The sequence below is a fragment of the Pseudooceanicola nanhaiensis genome, from assembly GCF_020171315.1.
Lineage (GTDB): Bacteria > Pseudomonadota > Alphaproteobacteria > Rhodobacterales > Rhodobacteraceae > Pseudooceanicola > Pseudooceanicola nanhaiensis_A.
Window position 1 is genome coordinate 29904 of sequence record NZ_JAIUZP010000009.1, and the last position, 26313, is coordinate 56216.

The 26313-nt window shown below is 69.2% G+C and carries 22 protein-coding genes; 8 read left to right on the top strand and 14 right to left on the bottom strand.

The genetic code is table 11. The annotated features are described in order from the left end of the window. Nucleotides 1–92 precede the first annotated feature (92 nt). From LCM32_RS15685 to LCM32_RS15695, 3 genes are read left to right on the top strand one after another with little or no spacing between them, the layout of a single operon-like run. The gene (locus LCM32_RS15685; protein WP_224822033.1) at nucleotides 93–1004 is read left to right on the top strand and encodes a thioredoxin family protein; all 912 of its coding nucleotides are present in this window, start codon (nucleotides 93–95) and stop codon (nucleotides 1002–1004) included. A 27-nt stretch (nucleotides 1005–1031) separates the two neighbouring features. After that, entirely contained in the window at nucleotides 1032–1676 is a 645-nt protein-coding gene (locus LCM32_RS15690) for an LON peptidase substrate-binding domain-containing protein (protein WP_224822034.1), read from the top strand. After that, nucleotides 1676–1897 carry a Trm112 family protein gene (locus LCM32_RS15695; protein WP_224822035.1) on the top strand — a complete coding sequence of 74 codons (222 nt, stop codon included), beginning with the start codon at nucleotides 1676–1678 and terminating at the stop codon, nucleotides 1895–1897. Before LCM32_RS15690 ends, LCM32_RS15695 begins: the two co-directional genes overlap by 1 nt. Nucleotides 1898–2197: 300 nt before the next feature. On the opposite strand, the gene aroQ is transcribed toward LCM32_RS15695, so the two are convergent. The 3 genes from aroQ to LCM32_RS15710 all read right to left on the bottom strand — a co-directional run bounded on the left by aroQ (nucleotide 2198) and on the right by LCM32_RS15710 (nucleotide 5552). Next, a complete protein-coding gene (gene aroQ / locus LCM32_RS15700; protein WP_224822036.1) occupies nucleotides 2198–2635 on the bottom strand; it encodes a type II 3-dehydroquinate dehydratase in 438 nt (145 codons plus the stop codon). A gap of 157 nt (nucleotides 2636–2792) precedes the next feature. After that, entirely contained in the window at nucleotides 2793–3848 is a 1056-nt protein-coding gene (gene speB, locus LCM32_RS15705; RefSeq protein ID WP_224822037.1) for an agmatinase, read from the bottom strand. A 318-nt stretch (nucleotides 3849–4166) separates the two neighbouring features. Continuing rightward, nucleotides 4167–5552, bottom strand: coding sequence for an aspartate aminotransferase family protein (locus LCM32_RS15710; RefSeq protein ID WP_224822038.1), 1386 nt, complete (start codon nucleotides 5550–5552; stop codon nucleotides 4167–4169). Nucleotides 5553–5793: 241 nt separating this feature from the next. Here LCM32_RS15710 and LCM32_RS15715 point away from each other — a divergent pair, with 241 nt between their 5' ends. Beyond that, nucleotides 5794–7233 carry a PLP-dependent aminotransferase family protein gene (locus LCM32_RS15715; protein WP_224822039.1) on the top strand — a complete coding sequence of 480 codons (1440 nt, stop codon included), beginning with the start codon at nucleotides 5794–5796 and terminating at the stop codon, nucleotides 7231–7233. Between the two features lie 56 nt (nucleotides 7234–7289). Here the strand turns inward: LCM32_RS15715 and LCM32_RS15720 are convergent, their stop codons facing one another. The 10 genes from LCM32_RS15720 to LCM32_RS15765 all read right to left on the bottom strand — a co-directional run bounded on the left by LCM32_RS15720 (nucleotide 7290) and on the right by LCM32_RS15765 (nucleotide 17606). Next, nucleotides 7290–7862 (bottom strand): membrane integrity-associated transporter subunit PqiC, encoded by a 573-nt coding sequence (locus LCM32_RS15720; RefSeq protein WP_224822040.1) that lies wholly within the window; start codon nucleotides 7860–7862, stop codon nucleotides 7290–7292. A gap of 4 nt (nucleotides 7863–7866) precedes the next feature. Continuing rightward, nucleotides 7867–9960 carry an MlaD family protein gene (locus LCM32_RS15725; protein ID WP_224822041.1) on the bottom strand — a complete coding sequence of 698 codons (2094 nt, stop codon included), beginning with the start codon at nucleotides 9958–9960 and terminating at the stop codon, nucleotides 7867–7869. Beyond that, complete coding sequence (locus LCM32_RS15730; RefSeq protein WP_224822042.1) at nucleotides 9957–10655, bottom strand: paraquat-inducible protein A; 699 nt, start codon at nucleotides 10653–10655, stop codon at nucleotides 9957–9959. The genes LCM32_RS15725 and LCM32_RS15730 overlap by 4 nt, the downstream gene beginning before the upstream one ends. A 14-nt stretch (nucleotides 10656–10669) precedes the next feature. Continuing rightward, complete coding sequence (locus LCM32_RS15735) at nucleotides 10670–11302, bottom strand: paraquat-inducible protein A (RefSeq protein ID WP_224822043.1); 633 nt, start codon at nucleotides 11300–11302, stop codon at nucleotides 10670–10672. Nucleotides 11303–11535: 233 nt separating this feature from the next. Beyond that, a complete protein-coding gene (locus LCM32_RS15740; protein ID WP_224822044.1) occupies nucleotides 11536–12984 on the bottom strand; it encodes an aldehyde dehydrogenase in 1449 nt (482 codons plus the stop codon). A gap of 102 nt (nucleotides 12985–13086) precedes the next feature. After that, nucleotides 13087–13818, bottom strand: coding sequence for an ABC transporter ATP-binding protein (locus tag LCM32_RS15745; RefSeq protein ID WP_224822045.1), 732 nt, complete (start codon nucleotides 13816–13818; stop codon nucleotides 13087–13089). Continuing rightward, the gene (locus tag LCM32_RS15750) at nucleotides 13811–14539 is read right to left on the bottom strand and encodes an ABC transporter ATP-binding protein (RefSeq protein ID WP_224822046.1); all 729 of its coding nucleotides are present in this window, start codon (nucleotides 14537–14539) and stop codon (nucleotides 13811–13813) included. Before LCM32_RS15750 ends, LCM32_RS15745 begins: the two co-directional genes overlap by 8 nt. Then, nucleotides 14536–15462, bottom strand: coding sequence for a branched-chain amino acid ABC transporter permease (locus LCM32_RS15755; RefSeq protein ID WP_224822047.1), 927 nt, complete (start codon nucleotides 15460–15462; stop codon nucleotides 14536–14538). Before LCM32_RS15755 ends, LCM32_RS15750 begins: the two co-directional genes overlap by 4 nt. Nucleotide 15463: 1 nt before the next feature. After that, nucleotides 15464–16330 carry a branched-chain amino acid ABC transporter permease gene (locus tag LCM32_RS15760; protein ID WP_224822048.1) on the bottom strand — a complete coding sequence of 289 codons (867 nt, stop codon included), beginning with the start codon at nucleotides 16328–16330 and terminating at the stop codon, nucleotides 15464–15466. Nucleotides 16331–16412: 82 nt separating this feature from the next. Further along, nucleotides 16413–17606: an amino acid ABC transporter substrate-binding protein gene (locus tag LCM32_RS15765; RefSeq protein WP_224822049.1), complete on the bottom strand. Its 1194-nt coding sequence runs from the start codon at nucleotides 17604–17606 to the stop codon at nucleotides 16413–16415. Between the two features lie 250 nt (nucleotides 17607–17856). Here LCM32_RS15765 and LCM32_RS15770 point away from each other — a divergent pair, with 250 nt between their 5' ends. Next, entirely contained in the window at nucleotides 17857–18684 is an 828-nt protein-coding gene (locus tag LCM32_RS15770; RefSeq protein WP_224822050.1) for a helix-turn-helix transcriptional regulator, read from the top strand. Between the two features lie 92 nt (nucleotides 18685–18776). On the opposite strand, the gene LCM32_RS15775 is transcribed toward LCM32_RS15770, so the two are convergent. Continuing rightward, nucleotides 18777–19991, bottom strand: coding sequence for an FAD-dependent monooxygenase (locus LCM32_RS15775; RefSeq protein WP_224822051.1), 1215 nt, complete (start codon nucleotides 19989–19991; stop codon nucleotides 18777–18779). Between the two features lie 81 nt (nucleotides 19992–20072). Here LCM32_RS15775 and LCM32_RS15780 point away from each other — a divergent pair, with 81 nt between their 5' ends. The 3 genes from LCM32_RS15780 (at nucleotide 20073) to LCM32_RS15790 (ending at nucleotide 26194) form a co-directional block, all read left to right on the top strand. Further along, complete coding sequence (locus LCM32_RS15780) at nucleotides 20073–21401, top strand: amidase (protein ID WP_224822052.1); 1329 nt, start codon at nucleotides 20073–20075, stop codon at nucleotides 21399–21401. Nucleotides 21402–21511: 110 nt separating this feature from the next. Beyond that, a complete protein-coding gene (locus tag LCM32_RS15785) occupies nucleotides 21512–22690 on the top strand; it encodes an aminotransferase class I/II-fold pyridoxal phosphate-dependent enzyme (RefSeq protein ID WP_224822053.1) in 1179 nt (392 codons plus the stop codon). 12 nt (nucleotides 22691–22702) lie between these two features. After that, nucleotides 22703–26194 (top strand): DNA translocase FtsK, encoded by a 3492-nt coding sequence (locus LCM32_RS15790; protein WP_224822054.1) that lies wholly within the window; start codon nucleotides 22703–22705, stop codon nucleotides 26192–26194. Nucleotides 26195–26313: the final 119 nt, after the last annotated feature.

A 26313-nucleotide genomic window follows, 5' to 3' on the forward strand; every position in this document is an offset into this window, starting at 1 on the left:
CCTGATCCGGCATCGGTGCAAATTGACGATCCCCCTTTGATTTCCCGCCCGACGGGACGCATATAGGGGCCAACAGATATGAGGAGCGGACGATGCTTGAATTCGGTCAGAACGACGCCGCGCAGAACGAAACCTACGTCACCGACGTGTCCGAGGCCAATTTCATGGCCGAGGTCGTGGAGGCCTCGCAGCAGGTCCCGGTGATCGTCGATTTCTGGGCCCCCTGGTGCGGTCCCTGCAAGCAGCTTGGTCCCCAGCTTGAGGCCGCGGTGAATGCCGCTGGCGGCAAGGTGAAGATGGCCAAGGTCAACGTGGACGAGAACCAGATGATCGCGGGCCAGATGCGCGTCCAGTCGATCCCGACGGTCTATGCCTTCTTCCAGGGCCAGCCGGTGGACGGCTTCCAGGGCGCACTGCCCGGCTCCGAGGTGCAGGCTTTCGTAGACAAGATCGCGGCGCTTGCGGGCGACGACGACGGTGGCTTGGCCGAGGCCGTGGCCGCCGCAGAGGAGATGCTGGAGGAGGGGGCCGTCACCGATGCCGCGCAGACCTTCGCCGCGATCCTGCAGGAAGACCCGCTGAACGCGCCCGCCTATGCCGGCCTCGTGAAGGCCCATATCGCGCTCGACGATCTGGACCAGGCCGAGGCCGTCCTGAACGGCGCCCCGGCCGAGATTTCCGCGGCGCCCGAGCTGGAAGCGGTCCATGCCCAGCTGGAGCTGAAGAAGCAGGCCGCCGGTGCGGGCCCCGTGGGCGAGCTGACCGCCAAGGTCGAGGCCGATCCCGCCGATCTTCAGGCCCGGTTCGACCTCGCGCAGGCGCTCTATGCCAACGGCAAGGTGCAAGAGGCGGTCGATCAGCTGCTGGAACTGTTCCGCCGCGATCGCGAGTGGAACGAGGCCGCGGCCAAGACCCAGCTCTTCACGATTTTCGATGCTCTGTCCCCGAAAGATCCGATCGTGCTGAGCGGACGCCGGAAACTGAGCTCGATGATATTTGCCTGACGCGGGGATCGGCCTAGCTCCCTTCACATGATGCGATATGCCGATCTTCCCGACGTGGTTCCGATCTTCCCGCTGACCGGGGCGCTGCTGCTGCCCCGGTCGCGGTTGCCGCTGCACCTGTTCGAGCCGCGCTACCTGCAGATGTTCGAGGACGTCCTGAAAACCCCGCAGCGGCTGATCGCGATGATCCAGCCCAACGAGGTGCCCGGGCGCGAGGACGACGGGCTGCACCAGATCGGCTGTGCCGGACGGGTGACCCAGTTCTCCGAGACCGAGGACGGGCGCTACATGATCACCCTGACCGGCATGTCCCGCTTCCGCATCCGGCGCGAGATCGACGGCTTCACGCCCTATCGTCGCGCCGAGGTGGACTGGACCGGCTTCGAGCGGGACCTCGGCGCGGTGGATCGCGATCCGGGCTTTGACCGCAAGACCTTCTTCAACAAGCTTTCGCGCTACTTCGAGGCGCGCAACCTCGACACCGACTGGGATACGCTGAAGGAGGCGGAGGACGAGCTGCTGATCAACTCGCTCTCGATGCTGCTGACCTTCGCCCCGGAAGACAAGCAGGCGCTTCTGGAAGCGCCCTCGCTCTCCACCCGGCGCGAGACGCTGGTGACCCTTATCGAATACGCGCTCCGCGGGGGCGACGACACGGAGATCATGCAATAATGACCACGACTGCAGCTGATACGGCCGCCGACAAGGCGCCCGCCGCACCGCTCTTCGACCGCCGGATGCTGGAGGCCCTCGTCTGCCCCGAGAGCCACACCACGCTGGAGTATGATGCCGCAGCACAGGAACTGATCAGCCGCAAGGCGGGTCTCGCCTTCCCGATCCGCAACGGCATCCCGGTGATGCTGGTGGAAGAGGCCCGCGTCCTCGACGCCTGAGGCGGCGCCTGACTTGAGGCCCGACACTGGGCCCGTAAACCAATCCGCCCCGGCAGTCCGGCTTTCATCTTTCCCCAAACACTCCGGGGGACTTGCGCGGCGCAGTCGCGCAAGGGGGGCGGAGCCCCCCACGGAATTTTCCAAAATTCCGGTCCGGAAAATTCGGATTTTCCGGGGAGTTCCGCAGCCATGGCCTGTCTCAGCGGCCTGACCGCGGAGCCCCACCCGCGCGGCACCGGGCGAAAATTCTTCAGAAAGAATTTTCCCAAGAATTTTTCTTAAAATTCTTGGGTGCTTGGCTCAGGCGGTGACGATCTGGCAGATGCGGCGCACGGCGGCGGCGTAGCCTTCGACGCCGAGGCCCGCGATCACGCCCTCCGCGCGCAGCGAGACATAGGAATGGTGCCGGAAGCTCTCGCGCTTGTGGACGTTGGAGATATGCACCTCCATCACCGGCCCCTCGAAGGCGTTCAGCGCGTCGAGGATCGCAACCGAGGTGTGGGTGAAGGCGCCGGGGTTCATGACGATGCCGCAGGCGCTGTGCCGGGCTTCGTGGATCCAGTCGATCAGCTGGCCTTCGTGGTTGGACTGCTCGGCGCGCAGGTCAAAGCCGGGCGCCATGGCGTCATGGGCGATCCGGGCCACGTCCTCGAGGGTTTCATAGCCGTAGATCTCGGGCTGGCGCTGGCCCAGCAGGTTCAGGTTGGGGCCATTCAGCAGCAGGATCGTCTGGGTCATCGTGGGGTTCCTTCTTGCGTTGCCCCTCGATAGCCGATCCCGGCGCGCCGGGCGAGACCCGATGGCGCGCGCCACGGACCTCGTCCGGCCGCCCCAAACGGGGACGGGCCGGGGTCAGGGTGTGGCCGCACCGAAACTGGCCGGTCCGCTCGCCGGATCAGCGCCCGGCGGCCAGCACGCTCAGCATCTCGAAGAGCATCTGCGCCCCCGCCTGGGCGGTGACGTTGGTGGGATCATAGGAGGGCGCCACTTCGACCACGTCGCCGCCCTTCATGTTAATCCCCTTCAGCCCGCGGATCAGCGCCTGCACCTCGCGCGGGGCCAGCCCGCCGATCTCGGGCGTGCCGGTGCCCGGGGCGAAGGCGGGGTCGAGGCTGTCCACATCGAAACTGACGTAAGTGGGCCCGTCGCCCACGACCTCCAGCGCCTTCGCCAGAACCGCGGGAATGCCCATCTCCATCACTTCCTCGGCGTAGAGCACGGTCATGCCCGAGGCATGCGAGAACTCCCACAGGAAGTCCGAACCGCCGCGCACCCCGATCTGGATCGTGCGCGCGGGATCGAGGCTGCCCTCCAGCACCGCCTGCCGGAACGGGCCGCCATGGTGGAACTTCGCCCCCTCGTAGACCCCGGAGGTGTCGGCATGGGCGTCGATATGCACCATGCCGAGCGGCCCGTGTTCCTTGGCGAGCGCGGCCAGGATCGGGCGCGAGATCGAATGGTCCCCGCCCACGGTGAGCGGCGTGATGCCGGCGGCGGAGAGCCTGGTGAAGAAATCCTCGATATCCGCGTGGCACTGGTCGAGGGAGTAGCGGCTCTGCATCGGCACATCGCCGATGTCGGCCACCTTCAGCACCTGCCCCGGCACCACGTCGAGCACCCGGTTCCACGGGCCCACCCGTTCGATGTCGCGCACCGCCTTGGGTCCGCGCCGCGCGCCTGCGCGGTTGGTCACGCCGAGGTCCATCGGCACGCCCACCAGCGCCACGTCGAGGTCGTCCACCGGGGTGCCGGCCAGCAGGGCCTCGGTCACCTCGGGGCGGTAGGGTGCGTCGAGCAGGGTCGAGATGTCGGCGAAGGGCCATTTGCGCCGCCCGCCGGCCTGGAACACGCCATCGGCGGCGGCCTTCAGCCGCGGGTCGTGAAACACGCCGGTCTCCTCGTTGGAATAGAGGCGGCGCAGGGTCTCGAGATCGGGGGTCTTGGGCGACATGGGTCCTCCGGCGTCTGATGTCGGGGACAGGAAAGGCACAATGGGGCGGCGTGGCAAGAGGGGCGCAGGGGAAGGGAGGGAGACGGCGCCGGGATGCCGGTTTCGGAGGCGGGCGGGGTTGACCGGGGGATACCCCGCGGAACGTCCCTGCGGGCCGTCCGGCGGGGGCGCCTGCGGCGGGCGGGGTTGGGGGCTGTCTGCCCCCCTTGGCCCTGCGGGCCAATTCCCCCCGAGGATATTTGCGCAAGAAAATTGGAAAGGCGACATGGAAAAGGCCGGGGGTGTGCCCCGGCCTTTTTGTGTCGATGATGGGCTGGGTCAGCCGAAGGTTTTCGTCAGCGCCACGTCGATGGCATCGGTGATGCGGTCGATGTCGGCCTCGGTTGCGATCAGCGCGGGGCTGAGGCAGAGCGTGTTGTTGAGGCCCGGCAGCGAGCGGTTGGTGACGCCGATGATCACGCCTTGGGCGCCGCATTCCGCGACCACCTGCTGGGCGAGTTTCTCGGGCACCGGCTCCTTGGTGGCGCGATCGGTGACGAGTTCCGCGCCCTGGAACAGGCCGAGGCCGCGGACCTCGCCGATCACCGCGTGTTTCTCCTGCAGGGCGAGGAGGTTGGCGGTGAGGCGGTCGCCCATCTTCTGGGTGTTGCCGAGCAGGTCTTCGTTTTCGATGATGCGCATGTTCTCGAGCGCAGCCGCGGGGCCGGCGGTGCAGCCGCCGAAGGTCGAGATGTCGCGGAAGTAGTTCAGCGGATCGGCCGCGTCATCCTTGAAGAGGTCGAAGACCTTCTCGGTCGTGACGCAGCAGGCGATGGCGGCATAGCCGGAGGCCACGCCCTTGGCCATGGTCACGAAGTCGGGCTCGATGCCGAACTGCTGGTAACCGAACCAGGTGCCGGTGCGGCCCACGCCGCAGACCACCTCGTCGATGTGCAGGAGCACGTCGTACTTGCGGCAGATCTCCTGCACGCGCTCCCAGTAGCCCTTCGGCGGCACGATGACGCCGCCGCCGGCGGTCACCGGCTCGAGGCAGATCGCGCCCACGGTGTCGGGACCCTCGCGCAGGATGACCTCCTCGATGGCATCGGCGGCGCGCTGGCCGTAGGCCTCGCCGGAGAGGTCCCCCCAGCCCTGGTCATGTTTGCGGTATTCGAGGCAGTGCGGTACCTCGATGAAGCCCGGCGCGAAGGGGCCGTATTGCGCGTTGCGCTCGGGCTGGCCGCCAGCGGAGAGGGCACCGATGGTGGTGCCGTGGTAATCCCGCTCGCGGAAGAGGATCTTGTGCTTCTTGCCGCCATAGCGCTTGTGGGCGATCTGGCGGACCATCTTGAAGGCCTTCTCGTTGGCCTCCGAGCCCGAGTTGCAATAGTAGACGCGGCTCATGCCGGGCATCTTGGAGATCAGCTTCTCGGAGAAGAGCGCGGCCGGGATCGAGCCCGCGGAGCCGGCGAAGTAGTTCAGCTTCACCAGCTGGTCGCGGACCGCATCGGCGATGCTTTCGCGGCCGTAGCCGACGTTGACCGTCCAGACGCCGCCGGAGACCGCGTCGAGGAATTCGCGGCCCGCCTGGTCCCAGACGCGCATCCCCTTGCCCTCGACGATGACCCGCGGCTCGCCGGTCTCGAAGGGCTTGTGCTGGGTCAGGTGGTGCCAGACATGGGCGCGGTCCGCCGCAACCACGCGGGAAATGTCGTTGTCCAACATATGCGAATCTCCGGTTGGAATGGGTCTCTCTGGCCCCAGAGAACGCGCGCGAGGGGCGCCGAACCAGTGCCAGACAGGCGGAAGCCATTGGGCCACGGCCGTACAAAACCCGCGTAAAACATGGGCAGATTGCCGCGTGACGCAGAGGTGCCCGAGATAGCGGCTTGCCAAGAGGGCGCTTTGTGAGGATCAGGAGCAGACGCCGGAGCCCTCTCAGACCCCCCTCGGACCCCAAGGAAACATGTCCCTTCTGACTGCTATCACCCGCGAAAGCGACGAGCCGATCCAGGCGCAGCTGCGCCGGTCGATCGTGGAGGCGATCCATGGCGGCGAGATGACGCCGGGCCAGAAAATGCCGCCCTCGCGGCAACTGGCGGGGCGCCTGGGGATCGCGCGCAACACGGTGACGGCGGTCTACGAGGAACTGGTGGCGCGCGGCTACCTCGAAAGCGTGCCACGGCAGGGCTACTTCGTGGCGGAGCGCGACCTGCGCGAGGCGGCGGAGCCGAGCCGGGCGGAGGCGGGCATCGACTGGTCGGCGCGGCTGCGGCTCAGGCCCTCGATGATGCGCCATTTCCAGAAGCCCGCGAACTGGCAGGACTATGCCTATCCCTTCGTCTACGGGCAGGTGGACCCGCGGCTCTTCCCGATCAACACCTGGCGCGCCTGTTCGCGCGATGCCCTCGGCCGGGCGGCGATCGACTGGTGGACGGCGGACCGCGCGGTGGAGGACGATCCGCTGCTGGTGGAGCAGATCCGCAGCCAGATCCTGCCGCAGCGGGGCATCTTTGCCCGCTCCGAGGAGATCTTGATCACGCTGGGCGCGCAGGAGGGGCTCTACCTGCTGGCGCGCCTGCTGGCCCGGCCCGGCACGCGGGTGGGCTGCGAGAACCCCGGCTATCCGGATTCGCGGTTCATCTTCGGCTCGGAGGGCTGCGAGATGGTGGACCTGCCGGTGGACGACGAGGGCGCGCGGCTGGACCAGGCGGGCAAGCTCGACCTTGCGGTGCTGACGCCCGCGCATCACTGCCCCTCGATGGTGACCATGTCGCCGGCGCGGCGGGTCGATATCCTCGACCAGGCGCGGCGCGACGGCACGATCATCGTGGAGGATGACTACGAGGGCGAGACGGCCTTTGCCGACGATGGGCTGACGCTGAAATCGCAGGACCGCGAGGGCCGGGTGGCTTACCTCGGGACCATGTCCAAGGTGCTGGCCCCCGGGGTCCGGCTGGGGTTCATGGTGGCCGATGCGGCGCTGGTGCAGGAGGCGCGCTGGCTACGCCGTATGATCCACCGCTCGGCCCCGCTGAACAACCAGCGGACGGCGGGGATCTTCCTTGCGGAGGGGCATTACCTGACCCTGATCCGCAACCTGCGCAGCGCGCTGCAGCAGCGGTTCGACATCGTGACCGAGGGCTGCGCGCGGCATCTGCCGGAGTTCCGGCGCGCGCCCTCCACCGGGGGCTCCTCGGTCTGGCTGGAACTGCCCGAGGGGCTGGAGGCGGGCGAATTGGTGCGCCGCGCCATGGAGAAGGGCGTGCTGGCCGAGCCGGGCGACAGCTTCACCGACGCGGAAGGGCAGGGGCGCTTCCTGCGGCTGGGGATTTCCTACATCGAGGCGGATCGCATCGACGCGGGGCTGGCGCTGCTGGGACAGGCGGCGCAGGAGCTGGGCTGAGGCTCAGGCGGCATCCCGGCGCGGCGGACCGCGCCGGATGCCATGTTTTCACAAGATCAACGCAGACCCTGCCGGGCGATTTGCGCGGTCAGGTCGCGCACGGCGGCGCCGCGGGCTGCGGCCACGGCGGCGGCGCCCCCTGCGGGATCGAAGCTTTGGGTAAGGTCGAAGGTGCCGGACCGGTCGCGGTTTCCGCTGTCGGAGGCCACGAAATACTGGCCCGACAGGCGGAAGCTGCCGTCGGTCCCGGCCAGCATCTCCTCGACGCGCACCTCGACGATGGCATCTGCCCGGTCGCGGAACGGCCACGGCTCGGGCGCCACGCGGGCGCCGGTCGCCTGCCCCATCAGCCGGGCCATTTCCAGTGTCATGGCGCGGGCCGGGTCATCGGCCCACAGCAGCGAGGGCGAGGAGGTCAGCGCGCCAGAGGCGTCGCGCATGTAGATCTCCTCGGAGGCGGCATAGGTCGGCAGAGAGATCTCGCGCAGCTCGACCGCGTGGTAGGCGATGGACTGGCGGTCCATCGGTACGGCGGGCGCGGGCACGGCGAAACGTTCCGCGGTGGAGGTGCAGCCGGCCAGCAGGGCGGCGCCGAGAAGGGGGGCAAGGAGGGGGGCGAGAATACGCATCAGGTCATCTCCCGAAGAGCAGCGAATTGGGATTGCGTTCGATGGCACGGGACAGCGAGTCCACGGCAGCGGCGGCGCGTTCGACCTCGCGCAGGGCGCGGCTCACGTCGCGGCCCACGCCGTCGCGCCCGTCATAGGTGCGCAGCGTGCTGCCGGCCTGCGTCAGCAGGGCCTGCGTGCGGTCCAGCAGCGCGGGCAGGTCCTCGGCGGCGGTGGCGATGTTGTCGGCGGCCTGACGGGCCGAAGCCAGCGTCTGGTTCGCGTTCTCGATCAGCCCGCCTTCGCGCATCTCGTTGACCAGCTGGCGCAACTCGTCCAGCGCGGCGGAGAGATCGGCCGGCAGGGCGCGGGCGGCATCGGTGTCGATCAGGGCATCGGCGCTTTGCAGCAGCGCGTCCAGATCGGTGGCGAGCTGATCCAGCGGCACCTGTTCGGCCTTGGCGGCGATGGCGTTCAGGCGATCCATCAGCGGTTGCACGCCCTCGGCGGCGGCGCCGAAGCTGCCGACCGTGGTATTGATCGTATCCACCGCGGCCACCAGCCGGCCCACCACGTCCTGCTCGTTGAGCTGTGCCGTCAGCTGGCGCAGCTGCGCGACGGTCTGCGACAGTTCCCCCGGCAAGGCCTGCAGGTCCTCATTGCCGACAAAGCCGCGAGCCTCGCCCAGCAGGCCGCGGACCTCGCCGGGCACCGCGCGGATGTCCTCGCTGCCCACCAGACGGCTGACGTTGTCCATGACGCTGATCGCGCTTTGCATCAGCTCCTCGACGGGCAGGGCGTTGATCCGCTCGAAGACGCCCTCGGCGGTGGCCGAGACATCGGCGATCTCGCTCGCGGTGGTGGGGATCACCGGGTTCGCGCCCTCCACGACGCGGATCTCGGCGGGGGCTGCATTCTCGACGGTCAGCAGTTCGACCTTGAGGCCGCCGGTGAAGATCGAGGCCGTCACCAGCCGGGCGCGCATCCCCTGCGCCACCTGTTCGCGCAGGAAGTCGAGCGCCTCTTCCGGCGAGGCCCCCCGTTCGAGGCCCAGCTTGGACGGTCGGATGCTGAGTTCGGCCGCCAGACGCACGCGGTTGTCGCCAAAGCGGTCGCGGTCCACGATGCCGTTCAGCGCGGTGACGCGCCCGACGCGCACCCCGCCCAGATCGACGGGCGCGTCGACCGAGAGGCCGGCCACGTTCTCGTCGAAGATCGCGGTGACGTTGAGCGCCCGGCCCGAGCCGTCGTTGTCCCCGAAGAGCGAGGACCGCGCCGCATCCTCGTCCGGGTAGACGGTGAAGATGTCGTCGGCCTGCGTCGGCTCCCCGCCGGATACGACGGTCTGGAAGGTCACCCCGCCCCGGATCAGCGAGGAGACGGAGGAGAAGTCGATCTCGGCCCCGCCCGGCCCGAGCGAGAAGCTGAAGCCGGAGGTGTCCCAGAACCGCGTGGAGGAGGAGATCAGCCGGTCATGGGGCGCGTAGATGATCGCCTCGGCCTCGACCGTGGCCCCATCGGCAGAGACGACGGCGCGGCCGACCTGACCCACCTCGATGCCGCGGTAGACGATCGGCACCTGTTCCGAGAGCCCGGCATCGTTCGCCGCGCGCAGGCGAATGCGCAGCCCCTCGCGGCCGTCGCGGTTCAGCGGTGCCTCGGCGCGGCCTTCGAACTCGGGCTTCAGCCCCTCGGCGCTGCTGTCCCAGATGCCCTGAATGAAGACGCCGGAGAGGACGGTGTCGAGCCCGGTGACGCCCTGCGTGTTTACCTCGGGACGGACCACCCAGAACGCGGCGCTGTCATCCACGTAGTCGGCGATGTCCTTGTCGAGCCGGACGCTCACCACGACATGTTCGAGCGCGTCGGAGAAGGAGACCTTCTCGACCAGCCCCACCGGCACGTCGCGGTAACGCAACTCGGTCTCGTTCGCCTTCACGCCCGCGGCGCTGTCGAAGGTGATCTCGATCAGCGGGCCCTGATCGGCATAGCTGTGCCAGGCCACCGCGAGTGCGATCACGAGGGCTGTCAGGGGCACGACCCAGACGATGGAAATGCGTTCGATCAGGCTGCGACGGGCGGGCTGCACCGGCACGTCGGGCGGGGTCGTCTCGGTCAAGGCGTGGGTCTTTCTGTGAGGTCTCGCGGCCGGCGGGGGCCGGGCGACTCGGGGGATGTGTCGGCCTCGTGCGCCACGGGAGGCAGCGCGGAGAGGCCGGGCAGCGGGGGCTCCACCGGCGGATCGGCGTCGAAGATCAGGCGGCTGTCGAAGCTTTGCGCCGACAGCATGGTGAAGATCACCGAGAGCGCGAAGAACAGGCTGGCGATGCCGGGCTGGATCGCGGCCAGCGTTCCCAGCTGCACCAGCGACGACAGGATCGCCACGACGAAGACGTCGATCATGGACCAGCGGCCGATGTATTCCACCAGTTCGTAAAGCTGGTGCCGGCGTTCGGGCGAGAGGGCGGAGCCATGGCGCACGGAGAAGGCCAGCCCCGCGATGATCAGGAACTTGCCCACCGGGATCAGGACCGAGGCCACGAGGATCACCAGCGCGATGCCATAGCTGCCGTGGTGGGCCAGTTCGACCGCACCCGCGATGATCGTGTCCTCGGAGGTGGTGGCCAGCATCCTTGTGCGCAGCATCGGGTACATGTTGGCGGGGATGTAGCACATCAGGCCCACGACCCACCACGCCCAGACCTTCTGCAGGGCCAGCCGGTCGCGGGACTGCAGCTTGTGCCCGCAGCGGGTACAGCGGGCCGTGCCGCGCGGCCACACACGGGTGCAGCGCGCGCAGGCGACAAGGCCCATCTCGCGGGCGGTCCTCACTTTTCCAGCGATTTCCATACCGTGTACCTGCACATGAAGCTGTCCTGCAGCACCACCAGCACCATCAGGGCGCTGAACATCCAGAAGGCGGGGCCAAGGTGGACCTGCGCCAGATCGGCGATCTTGACCAGTGCCACGGCACAGCCGATCGCGAAAATTTCCGCCATGGACCATGGGCGCAACGCTTCCGACAGGCGGAAGGCGCGGATCGCGTGGTCTGCGGGCGGGCGGTCGCGGACGATGGGCGTCAGCACGTAGATCAGCAGCAGCGCCCGCAGCACGGGCACGAAGATGATCACCGCCGTCACCGCCAGCGACAGCACCACCAGCAGCGGCGAGGAGGAGAAGGCCAGCGCCGCATCCAGCACCGAGGCGGCATGTCCCAGCCCGCCCACGTTGATCGAGAGGAAGGGGAACAGCGTCGCCGCCACCACGAGGATCACGATGGAGAGCGCGATGGCGATCAACTGCTCGCCCGCCCGCTTGCGCGGCGCGATCAGCACCGTGTGGCAGCGGGCGCAGACCGCGCGCTGCCCCTTCTCGGGGGGCACGATGTGATAGACCGCGTCGCAGGTCGGACAGGCGATCAGGTCTTGCAGGTCCTGCTCTGTCAGGTCGGACGGGGCCATCTGGGGCAGAACTCCTTACCCTCGGATTGATCCGTGCATGGTAAGGCGGGGGGCGGCAGGGTCAACTCTGCCGCCACGCGATTGGCGCAAGGCCGATGTAGCGCGGAAACACTTGGGCTCCGCGCCGGGTCTTCAGAGGTGGGGCCGCCGGGCCATTGGCTCCGGCGCGTGACCTCGCCAACGGAGAGGTCCCCCGGACGTCAGGGTGGCCCAACTGGCGGCGCGGTCCTCTCTCAGATCGGGTAGTGCGGCGCGCCCTCGGTCACGGTGATCCAGCGCAGCTCGGTGAATTCCGCCACGCCCCAGAGCCCGCCGAACCGGCCATAGCCCGAGGCTTTCACGCCGCCGAAGGGCATCTGCGCCTCGTCATGTACCGTCGGGCCGTTGACGTGGCAGATGCCGCTCTCGATGCGCCGGGCCACGCCCATGGCGGCCATCACGTCGCGCCCGAAGACCGCCGCCGAGAGGCCGAACTCGCTCTCGTTCGCGATCCGCACCGCCTCGTCCACCGAACCGGCGCGGATGATTGCCGCCACGGGGCCGAAGCTCTCCTCGGAGTAGAGCCGCATTTCAGGCGTCACGTGATCCACGGCGGCCGCGTTCAGGATCGTGCCGCTGCCGCCGCCCGCGATCAGGGTCGCGCCCTTGTCGGTGGCATCCGCGATCAGGTCGCCGATCCGGTCTGCCGCTGCCTGCGTTACCAGCGAACCGAGCGGCGCGGCGCCCTCGTTCGGGTCGCCTGCAGTCAGGCTTGCGACCTTCTTGGCAAAGGCCTCGGCAAAGGCATCGCCCGCCGCGCCCACGGTGATGATCCGCTCGGTCGACATGCAGATCTGGCCTTGGTTCATGTAGGCGCCGAACCCCGCCGCCGCGACGGCCTTGTCGATGTCGGCGTCCTCCAGCACGATCATCGGGGCCTTGCCGCCCAGTTCCAGCAGCGCCGGTTTCAGGTAGCGGCCAGCCAGTTCGCCGATCACCTTGCCGACCCGGGTCGAGCCGGTGAAATTCACCCGGCGCACCGCCGGGTTGGCCACCAGTGCCTCGACCAGCTTGGGCGCATCCTCGGGCGCGTTGGAGATCGCGTTGACCACGCCGGCGGGCAGGCCCGCCTCGGCCACGGCCTCGATGATCAGCGCATGGGTGCGCGGGCAGAGTTCGGAGGTCTTCATGACCACGGTGTTGCCGCAGGCCAGCGGCGTCGCGATGGAGCGCACGCCAAGGATCACCGGCGCGTTCCACGGCGCCATGGCCAGCACCACGCCCGCCGCCTGCCGGATGGCATAGGCGGTGGTGCCGGGCCGGTTCGAGGGGATGATCTCGCCCTTGATCTGGGTGGTCAGGGCGGCGGCCTCCACCAGCATGTCGGCGGCCAGCATGACGTTGAACCGGGCCCAGCCCTCGGTCGCGCCGATCTCGTCCTTCATCGCCTGCACGATGTCGTCCCCGCGCGCCTGAAGCGATTGGCTGGCCGCCATCAGCAGCTTGCGCCGGGCGCCGGGCGTGGTGGCCGACCACTCGGGGAAGGCACGGGCGGCAGCATCCACGGCGGCGGCGGCATCGTCGAGAGAGGCGGCAGCGGCAGTGGTCACCACCGCGCCGCTGACGGGGTTGGCGCGGGTGAAGCTGCGCCCGTCGCTGGCGGGACGGTGGCGGCCGTCGATGTAGAGGTTCAGGCTGTCCATTGCGGGTCCTTTCGGGTCGTTCGTCGTGTCAGGTCTGGTGTTCGTGTCTGGGGCGGGCGGGCCTGGTGCGGGTCGGGCCCGCCTGCGATCCCCCTCGGTCTGTCATGCCTGCGCCGGGGCATTGCCGGAGAGGCCGCCGAGGAAGGCGCGCACCACGGCCGGGTCATTGCGCAGGGCGTCGGCCCGGCCGGTACCGATGATCCGCCCGGCCTCCAGCAGGTAGGCCCGGTCGGCAAGCGCCAGCGTGGCGCGGGCGTTCTGTTCCACGATCATGATCGTCAGGCCGGTGTCACGGATGCGGACGAGGGCGGCAAAGACCTCCTGCACCACGATCGGGGCCAGCCCGAGGCTCGGCTCGTCCAGCAGCAGGAGGTCGGGTTTCGACATCAGGGCCCGCCCGATGGCGACCATCTGCTGTTCGCCGCCCGACATGGTGCCGGCGATCTGGCGGCGGCGTTCGGCAAGGCGGGGAAAGAGCGTCAGGACCTCCTCCCGCGTGGCGGCGGCCCCGGCGCGGGCCCGCATCGGGTTGGCCCCAAGGGCAAGGTTCTCGGCCACGGTGAGGCCGGGGAAGATGCCACGCCCCTCCGGCACCAGCGCGATCCCCCGGTCCACCAGCCCATGCTGCGGCAGCCCGAGAAGCGATTGGCCGTCATAGCCGATCGCGCCGGTGCGCGGCGCGACGCGGCCCGCGATGGCCGAGAGGAGCGAGGATTTGCCCGCCCCGTTGGCCCCGAGGATCGCCACCATCTCGCCGCGCGCAACGCTGAGCGAGACACCTTCCAGCGCCACGTGACGCCCGTAGGCGATGGTCAGGTCACGGACCTCAAGCATCTTCCACCTCCCCGAGGTAGGCCGCGATCACCGCCGGGTCCGAGAGCACGTCGCCCGTCGGCCCGTCGGCGATCAGCCGGCCCGAGTTCATGACTGCGGAGCGCGGGCAGAGCGCCCGGACCGCCTCCATGATGTGTTCCACCATGATGATGCCCAGACCGCGCCCGGCAAGGGAGCGGATCAGCTCGATGCCCTCCTGCAACTCGGTCGGGTTCAACCCGGCCAGCCATTCGTCGAGCAGCAGCAGCTCCGGCTCTGCCGCGAGGGCGCGGGCCAGTTCCAGCCGCTTCTGGTCGAGGTAGAGCAGGTCGCCCGCGATGCCCTGCGCCCGCGCGCCGAGGCCAACCGCCTCCAGCGCGTCGCGGGCCACCGTCTCGGCGGCGGCCCCCCAGTGGGCGCGATGGCCGAAGACCGCGGGGATCATCACGTTCTCCATCAGCGTCAGCGAGGGCAGGATGCGCACCAGCTGGAAGGTCCGCGCCACACCGGCGCGTGCGATCTGGTCGGGGCGGCGCCCGGTCAGCACCGTGCCGTTCAGCGCGATCCGCCCCGAGGTCGCGGGCAGGGCGCCCGAGATCAGGTTCAGCAGCGTCGTCTTGCCCGATCCGTTGGGGCCCAGCAGACCCAGCACCTCGCCGGCCTCAAGCGAGAGGCTGACGCCGTCCACGGCCCGCAGCCCGCCGAACTGCTTCACCGCTTTGTCGATGGTCAGGAAGGTCATGCCTTGGCCTCCCGCGTGGTGGGCCTGCGGCGCAGGCGCAGCTTCTCCAGCCCCGCCAGAACGCCCTCCGGCAGGACGAAGACCACCGCGATGAAGAGCGCGCCGAGGAAGATCGGATAGGTGTCGGGGAAGTGGACCGAGAGATACTCGAAGAGCAGGAACAGCGGCACCGCACCGAGGAGCGGGCCCCAGAGCCGGTTGGCCCCGCCGAGCAGCGCCATGATCACCGTCAGGAAGCTGACCGTCGGGTTGAAGACGATGGCGGGCTCCACATAGACCCAGCGGGGCGAGGCGATCGCGCCCGCGAGGGTGATGATCGTCGCCGAGAGGGTGAAGGCCACCAGCTTGACCCGGGCGAGGTTGATGCCCGCATGGGCGGCCACCACCTCGTCGTCGCCGATCACCCGCAGCGCGAGTCCCAGCGGACGGCGGTGCATCCATGCGGTCAGCGCCAGCGTCAGCGCGGCCAGGGCCAGCAGCTGCCAGTAGATCTGCGCGGGCGTGATATCGAGGAAGATGTAGCGCCCCAGCGTGCCGGTGATCGTGACCTCGTACCAGGTGATCAGCTGCCGGACGAGTTCGGCCAGCCCGAAGGTGAAGATCACGAAGTAGACGCCCGCCAGCCGCAGGGTCGACAGCCCCACCAGCAGGGCGAGGGCGGCGCCGATCCCGCCTGCCGCCAGCAGGACCAGCGGATAGGGCAGGGCCTCGTTCAGGACGGCGACGGTGTAGGCGCCGGTGCCGTAGAAGGCGACCGTGGCCAGCGAGATATAGCGGGTGTGCCCGGAGAAGAGCGCCCAGCTGGAGGCCAGCGTGACGTAGCCCGCCATGCCGATCAGCAGGCCAAGCCCGTAGTCGGACAGGGCGAGGGGCGCGAGGGCCAGCAGGACAAGCCCCGCAAGGGGAAGTGCGATGCGGATCATCTCAGCCCCTCCCGAACAGGCCCTGCGGCCGCCACAGCAGGACGCAGAGGAAGATGGCGAAGGTGGCGGCCAGTGTCAGGCCCGGGTCGATGGTGGTGACCACGAAGGTCTCGACCAGCCCGAGGGCAAAGCCCGCGATCAGCGCGCCGGGCACGTTGCCGACACCGCCCATGATCACGATGATCAGCGCCTTCATGGTATAGACCACCCCGTCCGTGGCCGAGAAGGTCTGCACCATGGCGATGGAGGCCCCGGCGCAGGCGGCCAGAGCGGTGCCAAGCGCAAAGCCCTGCCGCGCCACGCGCATCACGTCGATCCCCACCAGCGGGGCCGACCCGGGCGAGAGCGCCACCGCGCGCATCACCATGCCCCAGCGGGTCCGGGCAAGGGCCAGCGTCAGCGCCCCGCCTGCCACGACGCAGACGCCGAAGGCGATCAGCCGGTTCAGCGCCACCGAAACGCCGAGGATGTTCACCCCTCGGTCGAGGTAGGAGATCGAGGTGAAATTCGCGCCGAAGGCCACCAGCAGCAGGCCCTGGATCAGGAAGAGCAGCCCGAAGGTGGCGAGGATCGAGTCGACCTCCAGCCGCCCCGAGGCGCCCGAGCGCGCCACCAGCGGGCGCATCATCACGGTATAGAGCAGCCAGCCCGCGCCATAGCCCGCGGGCACGATCAGCAGCGTGCCCAGCAGGGGCGGCAGGCCGATGGCCTTGAAGAGCGCCACCAGCACGAAGGCGGCGGCCAGGGTCACCTCGCCATAGGCAAGGTTCATGATCCGGGCGATGCCGTATTGCAGGGTCAGCCCCAGCGCCAGCAGCGCATAGGTGCCACCCAGCACCAGCCCGAGAATGAGGATCGTCAGGAACATCGTCACATCCTTGCACCGGCCAGCAGCAGGCCGGGGGAGGGGAGGCCAGCGGGCGAGGGGCGATGCCCCCGCCCGCGCGCACTCACCACTCGGGTTTCGGGATCACGGGGGCGGTGGCGCCCGCACGGTCGGCGGGGTTCACGGCGGTGAAGTGATCGCCCTGCCACTGGCCGACCCACCAGAGGTCGCGCAGCTGGTTGTCCTCCAGCTTCGTCGTGCCCAGCACCGTCTCGAAGGTCCCGGTCGAGAATTCCTCGGCCAGCGCCGCATGGTCGAGGCCGACCCGCTCGATCGCCTGCTGCAGCATCTCCAGCGAGGCATAGGTGATCGAGGAGGCCCAGCTGTCCGGCGGGGTGCCGATCTCGGCCGTGTGTTTCTCGAAGTAGGCCTGGATCGCGGGGCTGTTGCCGTCCACGCCGCCGATGGACATCACGCCCTCGGCCTTGCCATCGGCGATGCCGGGATAGATCGGGAAGGCCCCGCCGACGCCGATGTAGAAGACCTCGGGGTTGTAGCCCATGGACTGCGCCGTCTTGGTCACCCCGAAGGAACCCGGCGGATAGGCGAAGGCCACGAAGGCGCCTGCGCCGCTGGCCTTGGCCTCGCTCATCAGCGCGGCGAAGTCGGAGGTGCCCAGCGGATAGGTCTCGTCCATCACCAGCTCCAGCCCGGCCTCGGCAAAGGCGGGCCGCGCCCCCTTCACGAGGTCGATGCCGAAGCCGTCCGCGACCGAGATCATCGCGACCTTGCCGTTGAACGTGCCCGCCGCCTTGGCCGCGGCCAGCACCTCGGCCAGGCCCTTGGCATAGTCATGGCCGCCGCCCAGCATCCAGAAGCTGCGCTTCCAGCGTTTCACGAAATCGGGCGCCATGTCGGTGACGGAGGTCACGGCCAGCTGCGGATAGCCGAAGCGATCCATCAGCGGCGCGATGGCAAGGTTGGCCCCGGTGCCCCAGGGCGGCAGGATGAAATCGACCTTGTCCTGCGTCGCCAGCCGTTCGATCGCGCGCACGAGGTCCTGGTTCGAGGACCGGTCGTCATACTCGATCACCTCGATCATGCGCTGGCTGCCGTCGGGCATCTTCAGGCCGCCCGCCGCGTTCACCTCCTTCACCCAGAGCTCGTAGTTCGGGATCGTGGTGATCCCCGCGCCGGTCGCGCTGGGCCCGGATTTCGAGACGGCGTAACCGATGGTCACCGTGTCTGCGGCATGGGCCGGGCCGGTCAGCGCCGTCGTCATCCCGAGGCCGAGCCCGACCGACAGGGCAGCCGTCATGGCGCACAGCGAAGCGCGCCGCGTGAAATATGTCATGTTGTCCTCCCATCGCGTCCCTCCCGGACGCACGTCTCGCCCACCGCACTCCCCGGCGGACGATAGGCACAGGCTACGGCGGGGCAGGGCGGTTAAAAATGCACTCCTGTGGCCCATTCTTGTACTTCTGATTGATTTTGCCCGGCGGGATCGGGCATTCCCTTGGGGTATGGAGGAGAGGATTTTCAGGCCCAGCCGACGCCGCGCCGCGGCAATGGTTCAGCGGATTCGCAGTCCGCTGGGGCAGGCGGGCTATGGCCTGTCGCAGGGCGCGGCGCATCTGCTGCTGCTCGATGCGGGCGAGGCGCGCCTGTCGGCAGGGGAGGGCGGCGCGGAGGGCACGACCGCGCCCCGGCTGCTCTGGCTGCCGGCCGGGCTGCGGCGCGAACTGCTGATCGGGGCGGGCAGCCGGGGCACGCTGTTGACCCTGCCGCAGGCGGCCCTGACCGGGGCCCTGCCCGCGACACCGCTGGGGGACCAGATGCGCCGGACGCTGGGCCAGCCGATGTCGCTGGCGGGAGAGGCCGGTCGCGTACTGCTGCCGCTGATCGACGGGCTGGAAGAGGAACGACGCACGGCGGGCCCGGGCGCCGATCTGGCAGAGGTGCAGTATGTCGGGCTGATCCTATTGCACCTGTGGCGCGGCGCACGCGCCGATCTGGTGGCCCACGGCCGTGCACCGCAGGGGTTGGCGGAACGCTTCGTCATCCTTGCCGGGCAACACCTGCGCGAACACTGGAAGATCGGGGATTACGCCGCGGCCCTTGGCGTGACGCGGGACCGGCTCGGCTCTGCCGTCCGGCGGGCGACGGAACTCTCGCCCCAAGGCTACCTGCACCGGGCCCTTACGCGCGAGGCCTGCGCCCTGCTGGCCGATACCGGCATGCCGGTGGCGCAGGTCGCCTTCCGGCTGGGCTATGGCGATCCGGGGTATTTCAACCGCTTCTTCACCCGGCAGGTGGGGCAGAGCCCTGCACGCTTCCGCAAACTGGCCAAGGCGCGGCGGGCGCGGGGCGACGAAAGCTATGCCGCATGGCCCTGACGCCCTGACCCGGGCGCGGCGGTGCCCCCCGGAGCGGGGCAGGGGGGCCGTCGAGGGCAGGGGAGGGGGCCGCGCAAGGGGCGGCCCGGGCCTCAGCGCATCAGCGCGGGCAACTCGCCGGTCAGACCCGCGGCCTCGCGGATGAAGCTCCGGCGCAGGGGCGGCAGGGCGTTGATCGCCCCCATGCCGACGTCGCGCGCCAGCCGCAGCAGCGGGTTGTCGTTCGAGAAGAGCCGGTTCGACAGGTCGGTCGCCATGGCCAGCGTCGCCGTGTCGAAGCGCCGCCATTCCTGATACCGCATCAGCACCGTCTCGGCGCCGATGTCCTCGCCGCGCTGCTGGGCCTCCTCCAGCACCTGCGCCAGCGCGCCGATGTCACGCAGGCCCGCGTTGAGCCCCTGACCCGCGATCGGGTGCATCCCGTGGGCCGCATCGCCGATCAGCGCCACGCGGGGCGCGATGAAGCTCTGCGCCAGCGAGAGGCCGAGCGGATAGGAGAAGCGTTTGCCCGCAAGGCTGATCTGGCCGAGGAAATCGCCGAACCGGGGCCTCAGCACGGCGAGGTAGTCCTCGTCCGTCAGCGCGTTGATCGCCTTGGCCGCGCCGTGCCGCTCGCTCCAGACGATGGAAGAGCGGTTGCCGGGCAGGGGCAGGATCGCCAGCGGGCCGGGGGGCATGAAGAACTGGTGCGCCACGCCCTCGTGGGGCAGCTCATGGGCGATGGCACAGACAAGCGCCGTCTGGCCGTAGTCCCAGCCGGTGCGCTTGATGCCCGCCCGCGCGGCGGTGCCGCTGGCCCGCCCGTCGCAGCCCACCAGCAGCTTGGCCGAGAGGCTCTGCCCCGAGGCCAGCGTGACGGTGACGCCATCGACGCCCGGCTCCTGCGCGATCACTGTCTCGCCATGCAGGACGGTCAGGCCGGGGGCGGCCTCCATCGCCTCGGCGAAGGCACGGCGCAGGTAGCGGTCCTCGAGCATCTGGCCCATCGGGCCTTCCTCGATCTCGCGGTGGTCGAAATGCATCCAGAAGGGCGCGGGCCCTTCGCCGGCGCGGCCGTCGGTGACCTTGATGTCCAGCATCGGCTGGGCCTTGTCGCCGACCCGGTCCCAGACCCCGATCGCCGTCAGCAACCGGACCGAGGCAAGGGCGAGCGCATAGGAGCGCCCGTCGAAGTCATCGGCCCCCTGCGCCTGCGCGGGCAGCGCATCCACCAGCGTGACACGGAAGCCGGCCCGCACGAGGGCCAGAGCGAGCGCGGGGCCGTTCAGCCCGCCCCCGGTGATCAGGATATCGGCATCATGTTCCATGCGGCGCAATATGCGCCCCCGGGCGGGATTGTCCATGCGTCCCGCTGGCGCTACCGTCCCGGCGACGCAAGGAGTACCCACATGCAGGACTGGCTATGGATGACTGCCGCCGATCTCGGCCGCGGCATCGGCAGCGGCGCCATCGACCCGGTGGCGCTGACCAAGACCTATCTGGACGCCATCGACGCCCACCCCGACCGCGACCGGATCTACACGGTCGTCACCCATGACCGCGCCCTGGCCGAAGCCGGCGCCGCGGCGGAACGTGCCCGCGCGGGCCTGCGCCTCTCGCCGCTGGACGGGGTGCCGATCAGCTGGAAGGACCTGTTCGATTCGGCGGGCGTGGCGACCGAGGCCGGTTCGCGCCTGCTGAAGGGCCGGGTGCCCGATGCGGATGCGCCGGTGCTTGCCAATGCCACGGCGCAGGGCCTCGTCTGCCTCGGCAAGACGCATATGTCGGAACTGGCCTTCTCGGGGCTGGGGCTGAACCCGATGACCGCGACCTCGCCCAACGTGAACGATCCCAAGGCGGTGCCGGGCGGTTCCTCCTCGGGCGCGGGGGCCTCGGTCGCCTTCGGCCTTGCGGCGGCGGGCATCGGCTCGGACACCGGCGGCTCGGTCCGCATCCCCTCGGCATGGCAGGACCTCGTGGGGCTCAAGACCACCGCCGTGCGGATCACCCTGAAGGGGGTCGTGCCGCTCTGCCTGAAGTTCGACACCATCGGGCCGCTCTGCCGCTCGGTCGAGGACGCGGGGCTGCTGCTGGCGGCCATCGAGGGCGGCAAGCCCGCCGACCTCGCCGGGGCCACGCTGAAGGGCGTGCGCATGGCGGTGCTGACCACCTGCGTTCTCGACGACCTGCGCCCCGAACCGAAGGCCGCCTTTGAGGCCGCGCTGGAGAAGCTGCGCGCCGCGGGCGCCGAGCTGGTCGAGGTGGCCGCCCCCGAGGTGGACCGCGCCATGGCGCTCTCCGGGCTGCTCTTCACCGCCGAGGCCTATGGCCTGTGGCGCGAGGTGATCGAGGCCAACCCCGAGGTCATGTATGACCGCATCCTCGAACGCTTCCGCGCCGGGGCCACGGCCCTTGCCGCCGACTACGTGGCGGCCTGGCAGGCGCTGGAGCAGGCCCGCGCAGAGTGGGCCGCGCGCATGGCGGGCTTCGATGCCGTGCTGGCGCCGACCTCTCCGATCCTGCCGCCCGACGCGCTGCGGCTGGTGGAGGACGAGACCTATTACGTGACCGAGAACCTGCTGGCGCTGCGCAATACCCGCGTCGGCAACATGATGGGGCTTTCGGCGCTGACGCTGCCCACCGGCACGCCGTCCTGCGGGCTGATGCTGATGGGCCGCCCCATGGGCGAGGAGGCCCTGCTGCGGATTGGCGCAGTCGCCGAGAAGGTCCTGACCTAAATGCCACAAATCAGCGCCGCCCGCGCGGGCGGCGCTGGACGAATGCCCCCGGCATGCGTTACCTTCGCAGCCAACGGGGCGAAAATGATCCCGAATTCGAGGCAGTATAGATGTTTCCTGAGCGGTTTTCGAACCTTCCGGAGTATGCGTTTCCGCGTCTGCGGACGTTGCTTGATTCCCGTCCCGCGGGCGGCAACGTCGTGCATATGACCATTGGCGAGCCCAAGCACGCCTTCCCGGCTTTCGTGCCGGAGGTCATCGCGGAGAATATGGCAGGCTTCGGCTCCTATCCTCCCAACGACGGCTCGCCGCAGCTTCAGCAGGCGATCGGCGACTGGGTGACCCGTCGCTATGGCGTGACGCTGGATGCCACCAAGCAGGTGATGCCGCTCAACGGCACCCGCGAGGGGCTCTACAACATCGCCATGGCGGTCTGCCCCGAAGAGAAGAACGGCCAGAAACCGGCGATCCTGCTGCCGAACCCGTTCTATCAGGTCTACATGATCGCGGCGATTTCGGTGGGCTCGCAGCCCGTCTTCGTGCCCGCGACGCGGCAGAACAACTATCTGCCCGATTACGGTGCGCTGCCCGAGGAGGTGCTGAACCGCACCACCGCAGCCTATGTCTGTTCGCCCTCGAACCCGCAGGGCGCGGTGGCCGACAAGGGCTACTGGCGCGACCTGCTGGCCCTGGCCGAGAAGTACGATTTCCAGATTTTCGCCGACGAATGCTATTCCGAGCTTTACCGCGACACGCCGCCCCCGGGCGCGCTGGAAGTCGCGGCCGAGATCGGGGCCGACCCGGAGCGGGTGGTGATCTTCCAGTCGCTCTCGAAACGCTCGAACCTGCCGGGCCTGCGCTCGGGCTTCGTGGCGGGCGGGGTCGAGACGATGAAACGGGTGCGCCAGCTGCGCGCCTATTCCGGCGCCCCCCTGCCGCTGCCGCTGCAGCGCGTGGCCGAGCGGGTCTGGTCCGACGAGACGCACGTGGAAGAGAACCGCGCGCTCTATCAGGCCAAATACGACGCGGCGGACGCGGTCTTTGACGGCGTGCCGGGATACAAGGGCCCTGACGCGGGCTTCTTCCTGTGGCTTCCGGTGGAGGACGGCGAACAGGCCGCCGTCAAACTCTGGACCGAGACCGGCGTGCGGGTTCTGCCCGGCGCCTACCTCAGCCGCGACGTGGAGGGGGACAACCCCGGGCAGGGATACATCCGGGTCGCCATGGTGGCCCCAATAGACGAGATGACGCCGGCGCTGATCACGCTGCGCGATTGTCTTTACATGTGAGGAACGAGGAACATGGCCTTCCAGACCAGAGGACGCGATCCGCTTTTCGACAGCACCATGCAGGCCGCCATAGAGCGGCGCGGCAAGGAGCTGGGCGGGCTGGCATTGATTGCCCTCGGTCTGATGACGGCCATGATGATCGCCTCCTACACGCCCGAGGATCCCTCGTGGATGTCGGCCACCGATGCGCCGGTGCAGAACTGGATGGGGCAGGTGGGCGCCTCGATCGCGGCCCCTGTCTTCATGATCGTCGGCTGGGGCAGCTGGGGCATCTCGGCGCTGCTGCTTGGCTGGGGCCTGCGCCTTGCGCTGCACCGCGGTGAAGAGCGCGCGATCTCGCGGCTGATCTTCTCGCCGATCTGGGTGGCGCTGCTGGCGGTCTATGCCGCCTCGCTGGTGCCGGGGCCGGGCTGGACCCACAACTTCGGCATGGGCGGTCTATTCGGGGACACGGTGCTGGCCACGGTTCTGGGGGTGGCGCCGGTCGCGGCGTCGCTGGGGCTCAAGCTGCTGTCGCTGATCCTTGGCGCGGGCATGGTGGCGCTTGGCATCTTCGTGCTGGGCTTCACCGGCGAGGAACTGCGCCGCATCGGGCGGTTCCTGCTGGTGGGCGTCATCCTGCTCTATGCCAACCTGCTGAAACTGCTGGGCCATGGCGCCGTGGGCGCGGTGAAATCCGCCCAGACCCTGCAACAGAAGGGGGTCGAGCGTCGCGCCCGTCGTGCCGCCGCCGCCGAGGAACGCCGCCTCTGGGCCGAACAGGCCGCCGAGGAAGAGGAATACGCGGTCTACGAGGACTACGAGGAGCCGGTCGCGGCCCCCGTTGCGCCCCCTGTGGCCGCCCCTGCGCCGCGCCGCTCTGCGCCCGTCGTGCGCCGGGCCACGCCGGTTCCGAGTGAGGAGCCGGTCTATCATCCGCAGCCCGCTGCCTATGAACCCTATGCCGAGCCGGAGGAATACGTCCTCGACGCGGCGCCCGAACAGGAGGAGGCCCCGCGCGGGGGCTTCCTCAGCCGCCTGCCGCTGCCGGGGCTGAAACGGCGCAGCATCGAAGACGAAATGCCCGAGCCGGAGTGGGTCGATCCCGCCTATGCCGGGGCTGCCGAGGGCGAGATGAGAGACGACATGACCGGAGACGACCGGATCAAAGCCAAGATCGCGGACATCGTCCGCAGCCGCGCACGCCGCGTTGCAGGTCACACCGCGCCTGCGAACATGCCCCTGACCAAGGGCCGTGCACGCCGTCCCGGGCCGCTGATCGTCAGCGAACGGACGCAGCCCGCACGGGTCGAGCCGCCGCTGACCGCCGCCCCTGTCGCGCTGCCGCCCGAACCGCCGCTCACCGCCTCGCGCACGGCCCCGCCGGTGTCCGCCGCCCCGGTCGAAACGCCGACCCTGCGCGCAGAGCCCCGCATGGCCGCGCCGCAACCGGCGCCGGCTGCAGAGCGTCCCGTGACCGCCGCCCCCGTTGCGGCCCCGCGCGTCGCCGCGCCGCAACCCCGCCAGCCCGAAGCGCCCGCCTACCACGCGGACGAGGCACCGATGGCCTATGCCGAGGTCGAACAGGGCTATGAGGCGGGCTATGACGAGGCCGCCATCGGCACCGAGTGGGACGACTACGACGAGACGGTCGAGGCCTTCTGGGACGGTGTCCCGCACGAGATGCCCGAACCCGCGCCGCGCCGTGCCGAGCCCTCGATGGCCCGCGTGAGCGCACGCGCCGACGCGCCGCAGGCCACGACCTATGACGCCGCCACCTATGATGCCCCGGCCTATGATGCCCCGGCCTATGACGATCCGGATCATGGCGAGACCTACGAGAGCGCGGGCGCAATCGTGACCCCGCGCGCCGATGCGCCGCGTCCCGTCGTGCCCTCGGCCGAGCCCGCCCGTCGCGTCGTGCATTCCGCCACCATGAAGGCGCCGAAGCCCTCGGCCCGCGCTGAGGCGGAGGCCAACCCCAAGCTGCAGTTCGAGGAACCGGCGATCGAGTACGAGCTGCCGCCGCTCAACCTGCTGGCCAACCCCGCGAACATCCAGCGGCACGTCCTCTCGGACGAGGCGCTGGAAGAGAACGCGCGGATGCTGGAAAACGTGCTCGACGACTACGGCGTGAAGGGCGAGATCGTCTCGGTTCGTCCCGGCCCCGTGGTCACCATGTACGAGCTGGAACCGGCGCCGGGCCTCAAGGCGAGCCGCGTGATCGGTCTGGCCGATGACATCGCGCGCTCCATGTCGGCGCTTTCTGCGCGGGTCTCCACCGTGCCGGGCCGGTCTGTCATCGGGATCGAACTGCCGAACGAGAACCGCGAGAAGGTCGTCCTGCGTGAGATTCTCGCGAGCCGTGACTTCGACGACAAGAACATGAAGCTGCCGCTTGCGCTCGGTAAGGACATCGGCGGCGGGGCCATCGTTGCGAACCTCGCCAAGATGCCCCACCTGCTGATCGCGGGGACCACGGGGTCCGGTAAGTCGGTGGCGATCAACACGATGATCCTGTCGCTGCTCTACCGGCTGACCCCGGACGAGTGCCGCCTGATCATGATCGACCCGAAGATGCTGGAACTCTCCGTCTATGACGGCATCCCGCACCTGCTCTCGCCCGTCGTCACCGACCCCAAGAAGGCCGTCGTGGCGCTGAAGTGGGTCGTGGGCGAGATGGAAGAGCGCTATCGCAAGATGTCCAAGATGGGCGTGCGCAACATCGACGGCTACAACGGTCGGGTGCAGGACGCGCTCAACAAGGGCGAGATGTTCTCGCGCACGGTGCAGACCGGCTTCGACGACGAGACCGGCGAACCGGTGTTCGAGACCGAGGAAATCCAGCCCGAGAAAATGCCCTACATCGTCGTCATCGTCGACGAGATGGCCGACCTGATGATGGTCGCGGGCAAGGAGATCGAAGCCTGCATCCAGCGTCTGGCGCAGATGGCGCGGGCCTCCGGCATCCACCTGATCATGGCGACGCAGCGTCCCTCGGTCGACGTCATCACCGGCACGATCAAGGCGAACTTCCCGACCCGGATTTCCTTCCAGGTGACCTCGAAGATCGACAGCCGCACGATCCTTGGCGAGATGGGGGCGGAACAGCTGCTCGGGATGGGCGACATGCTCTACATGGCGGGTGGCGCGCGGATCACCCGCTGCCACGGGCCCTTCGTCTCGGATGAAGAGGTCGAGGAGATCGTGAACCACCTCAAGGCCTATGGCCCGCCGTCCTACATCGGGGGCGTGGTCGAGGGCCCGGATGAGGAGAAGGCCGACGACATCGACGCGGTTCTGGGCCTCTCCACCGGCGGCAACACCGACGGCGAGGATGCGCTCTACGACCAGGCTGTGGCCGTGGTGATCAAGGACCGCAAGTGCTCCACCTCCTACATCCAGCGCAAGCTGGCCATCGGCTACAACAAGGCGGCGCGCCTCGTGGAGCAGATGGAGGAAGAGGGGCTGGTGAGCCCGGCGAACCATGTCGGCAAGCGCGAGATCCTCGTACCGGAGCAGTGATGATCCGGGCCATGGTCTGACCTGACGGAGGGGCGCCCAAGGGCGCCCCGTTCCTTTTCATCAAGGGGGATCGGACCGCTGGCGCGGCCCGATCCGCGGGGGGCGCTGCCCCCCTTGGC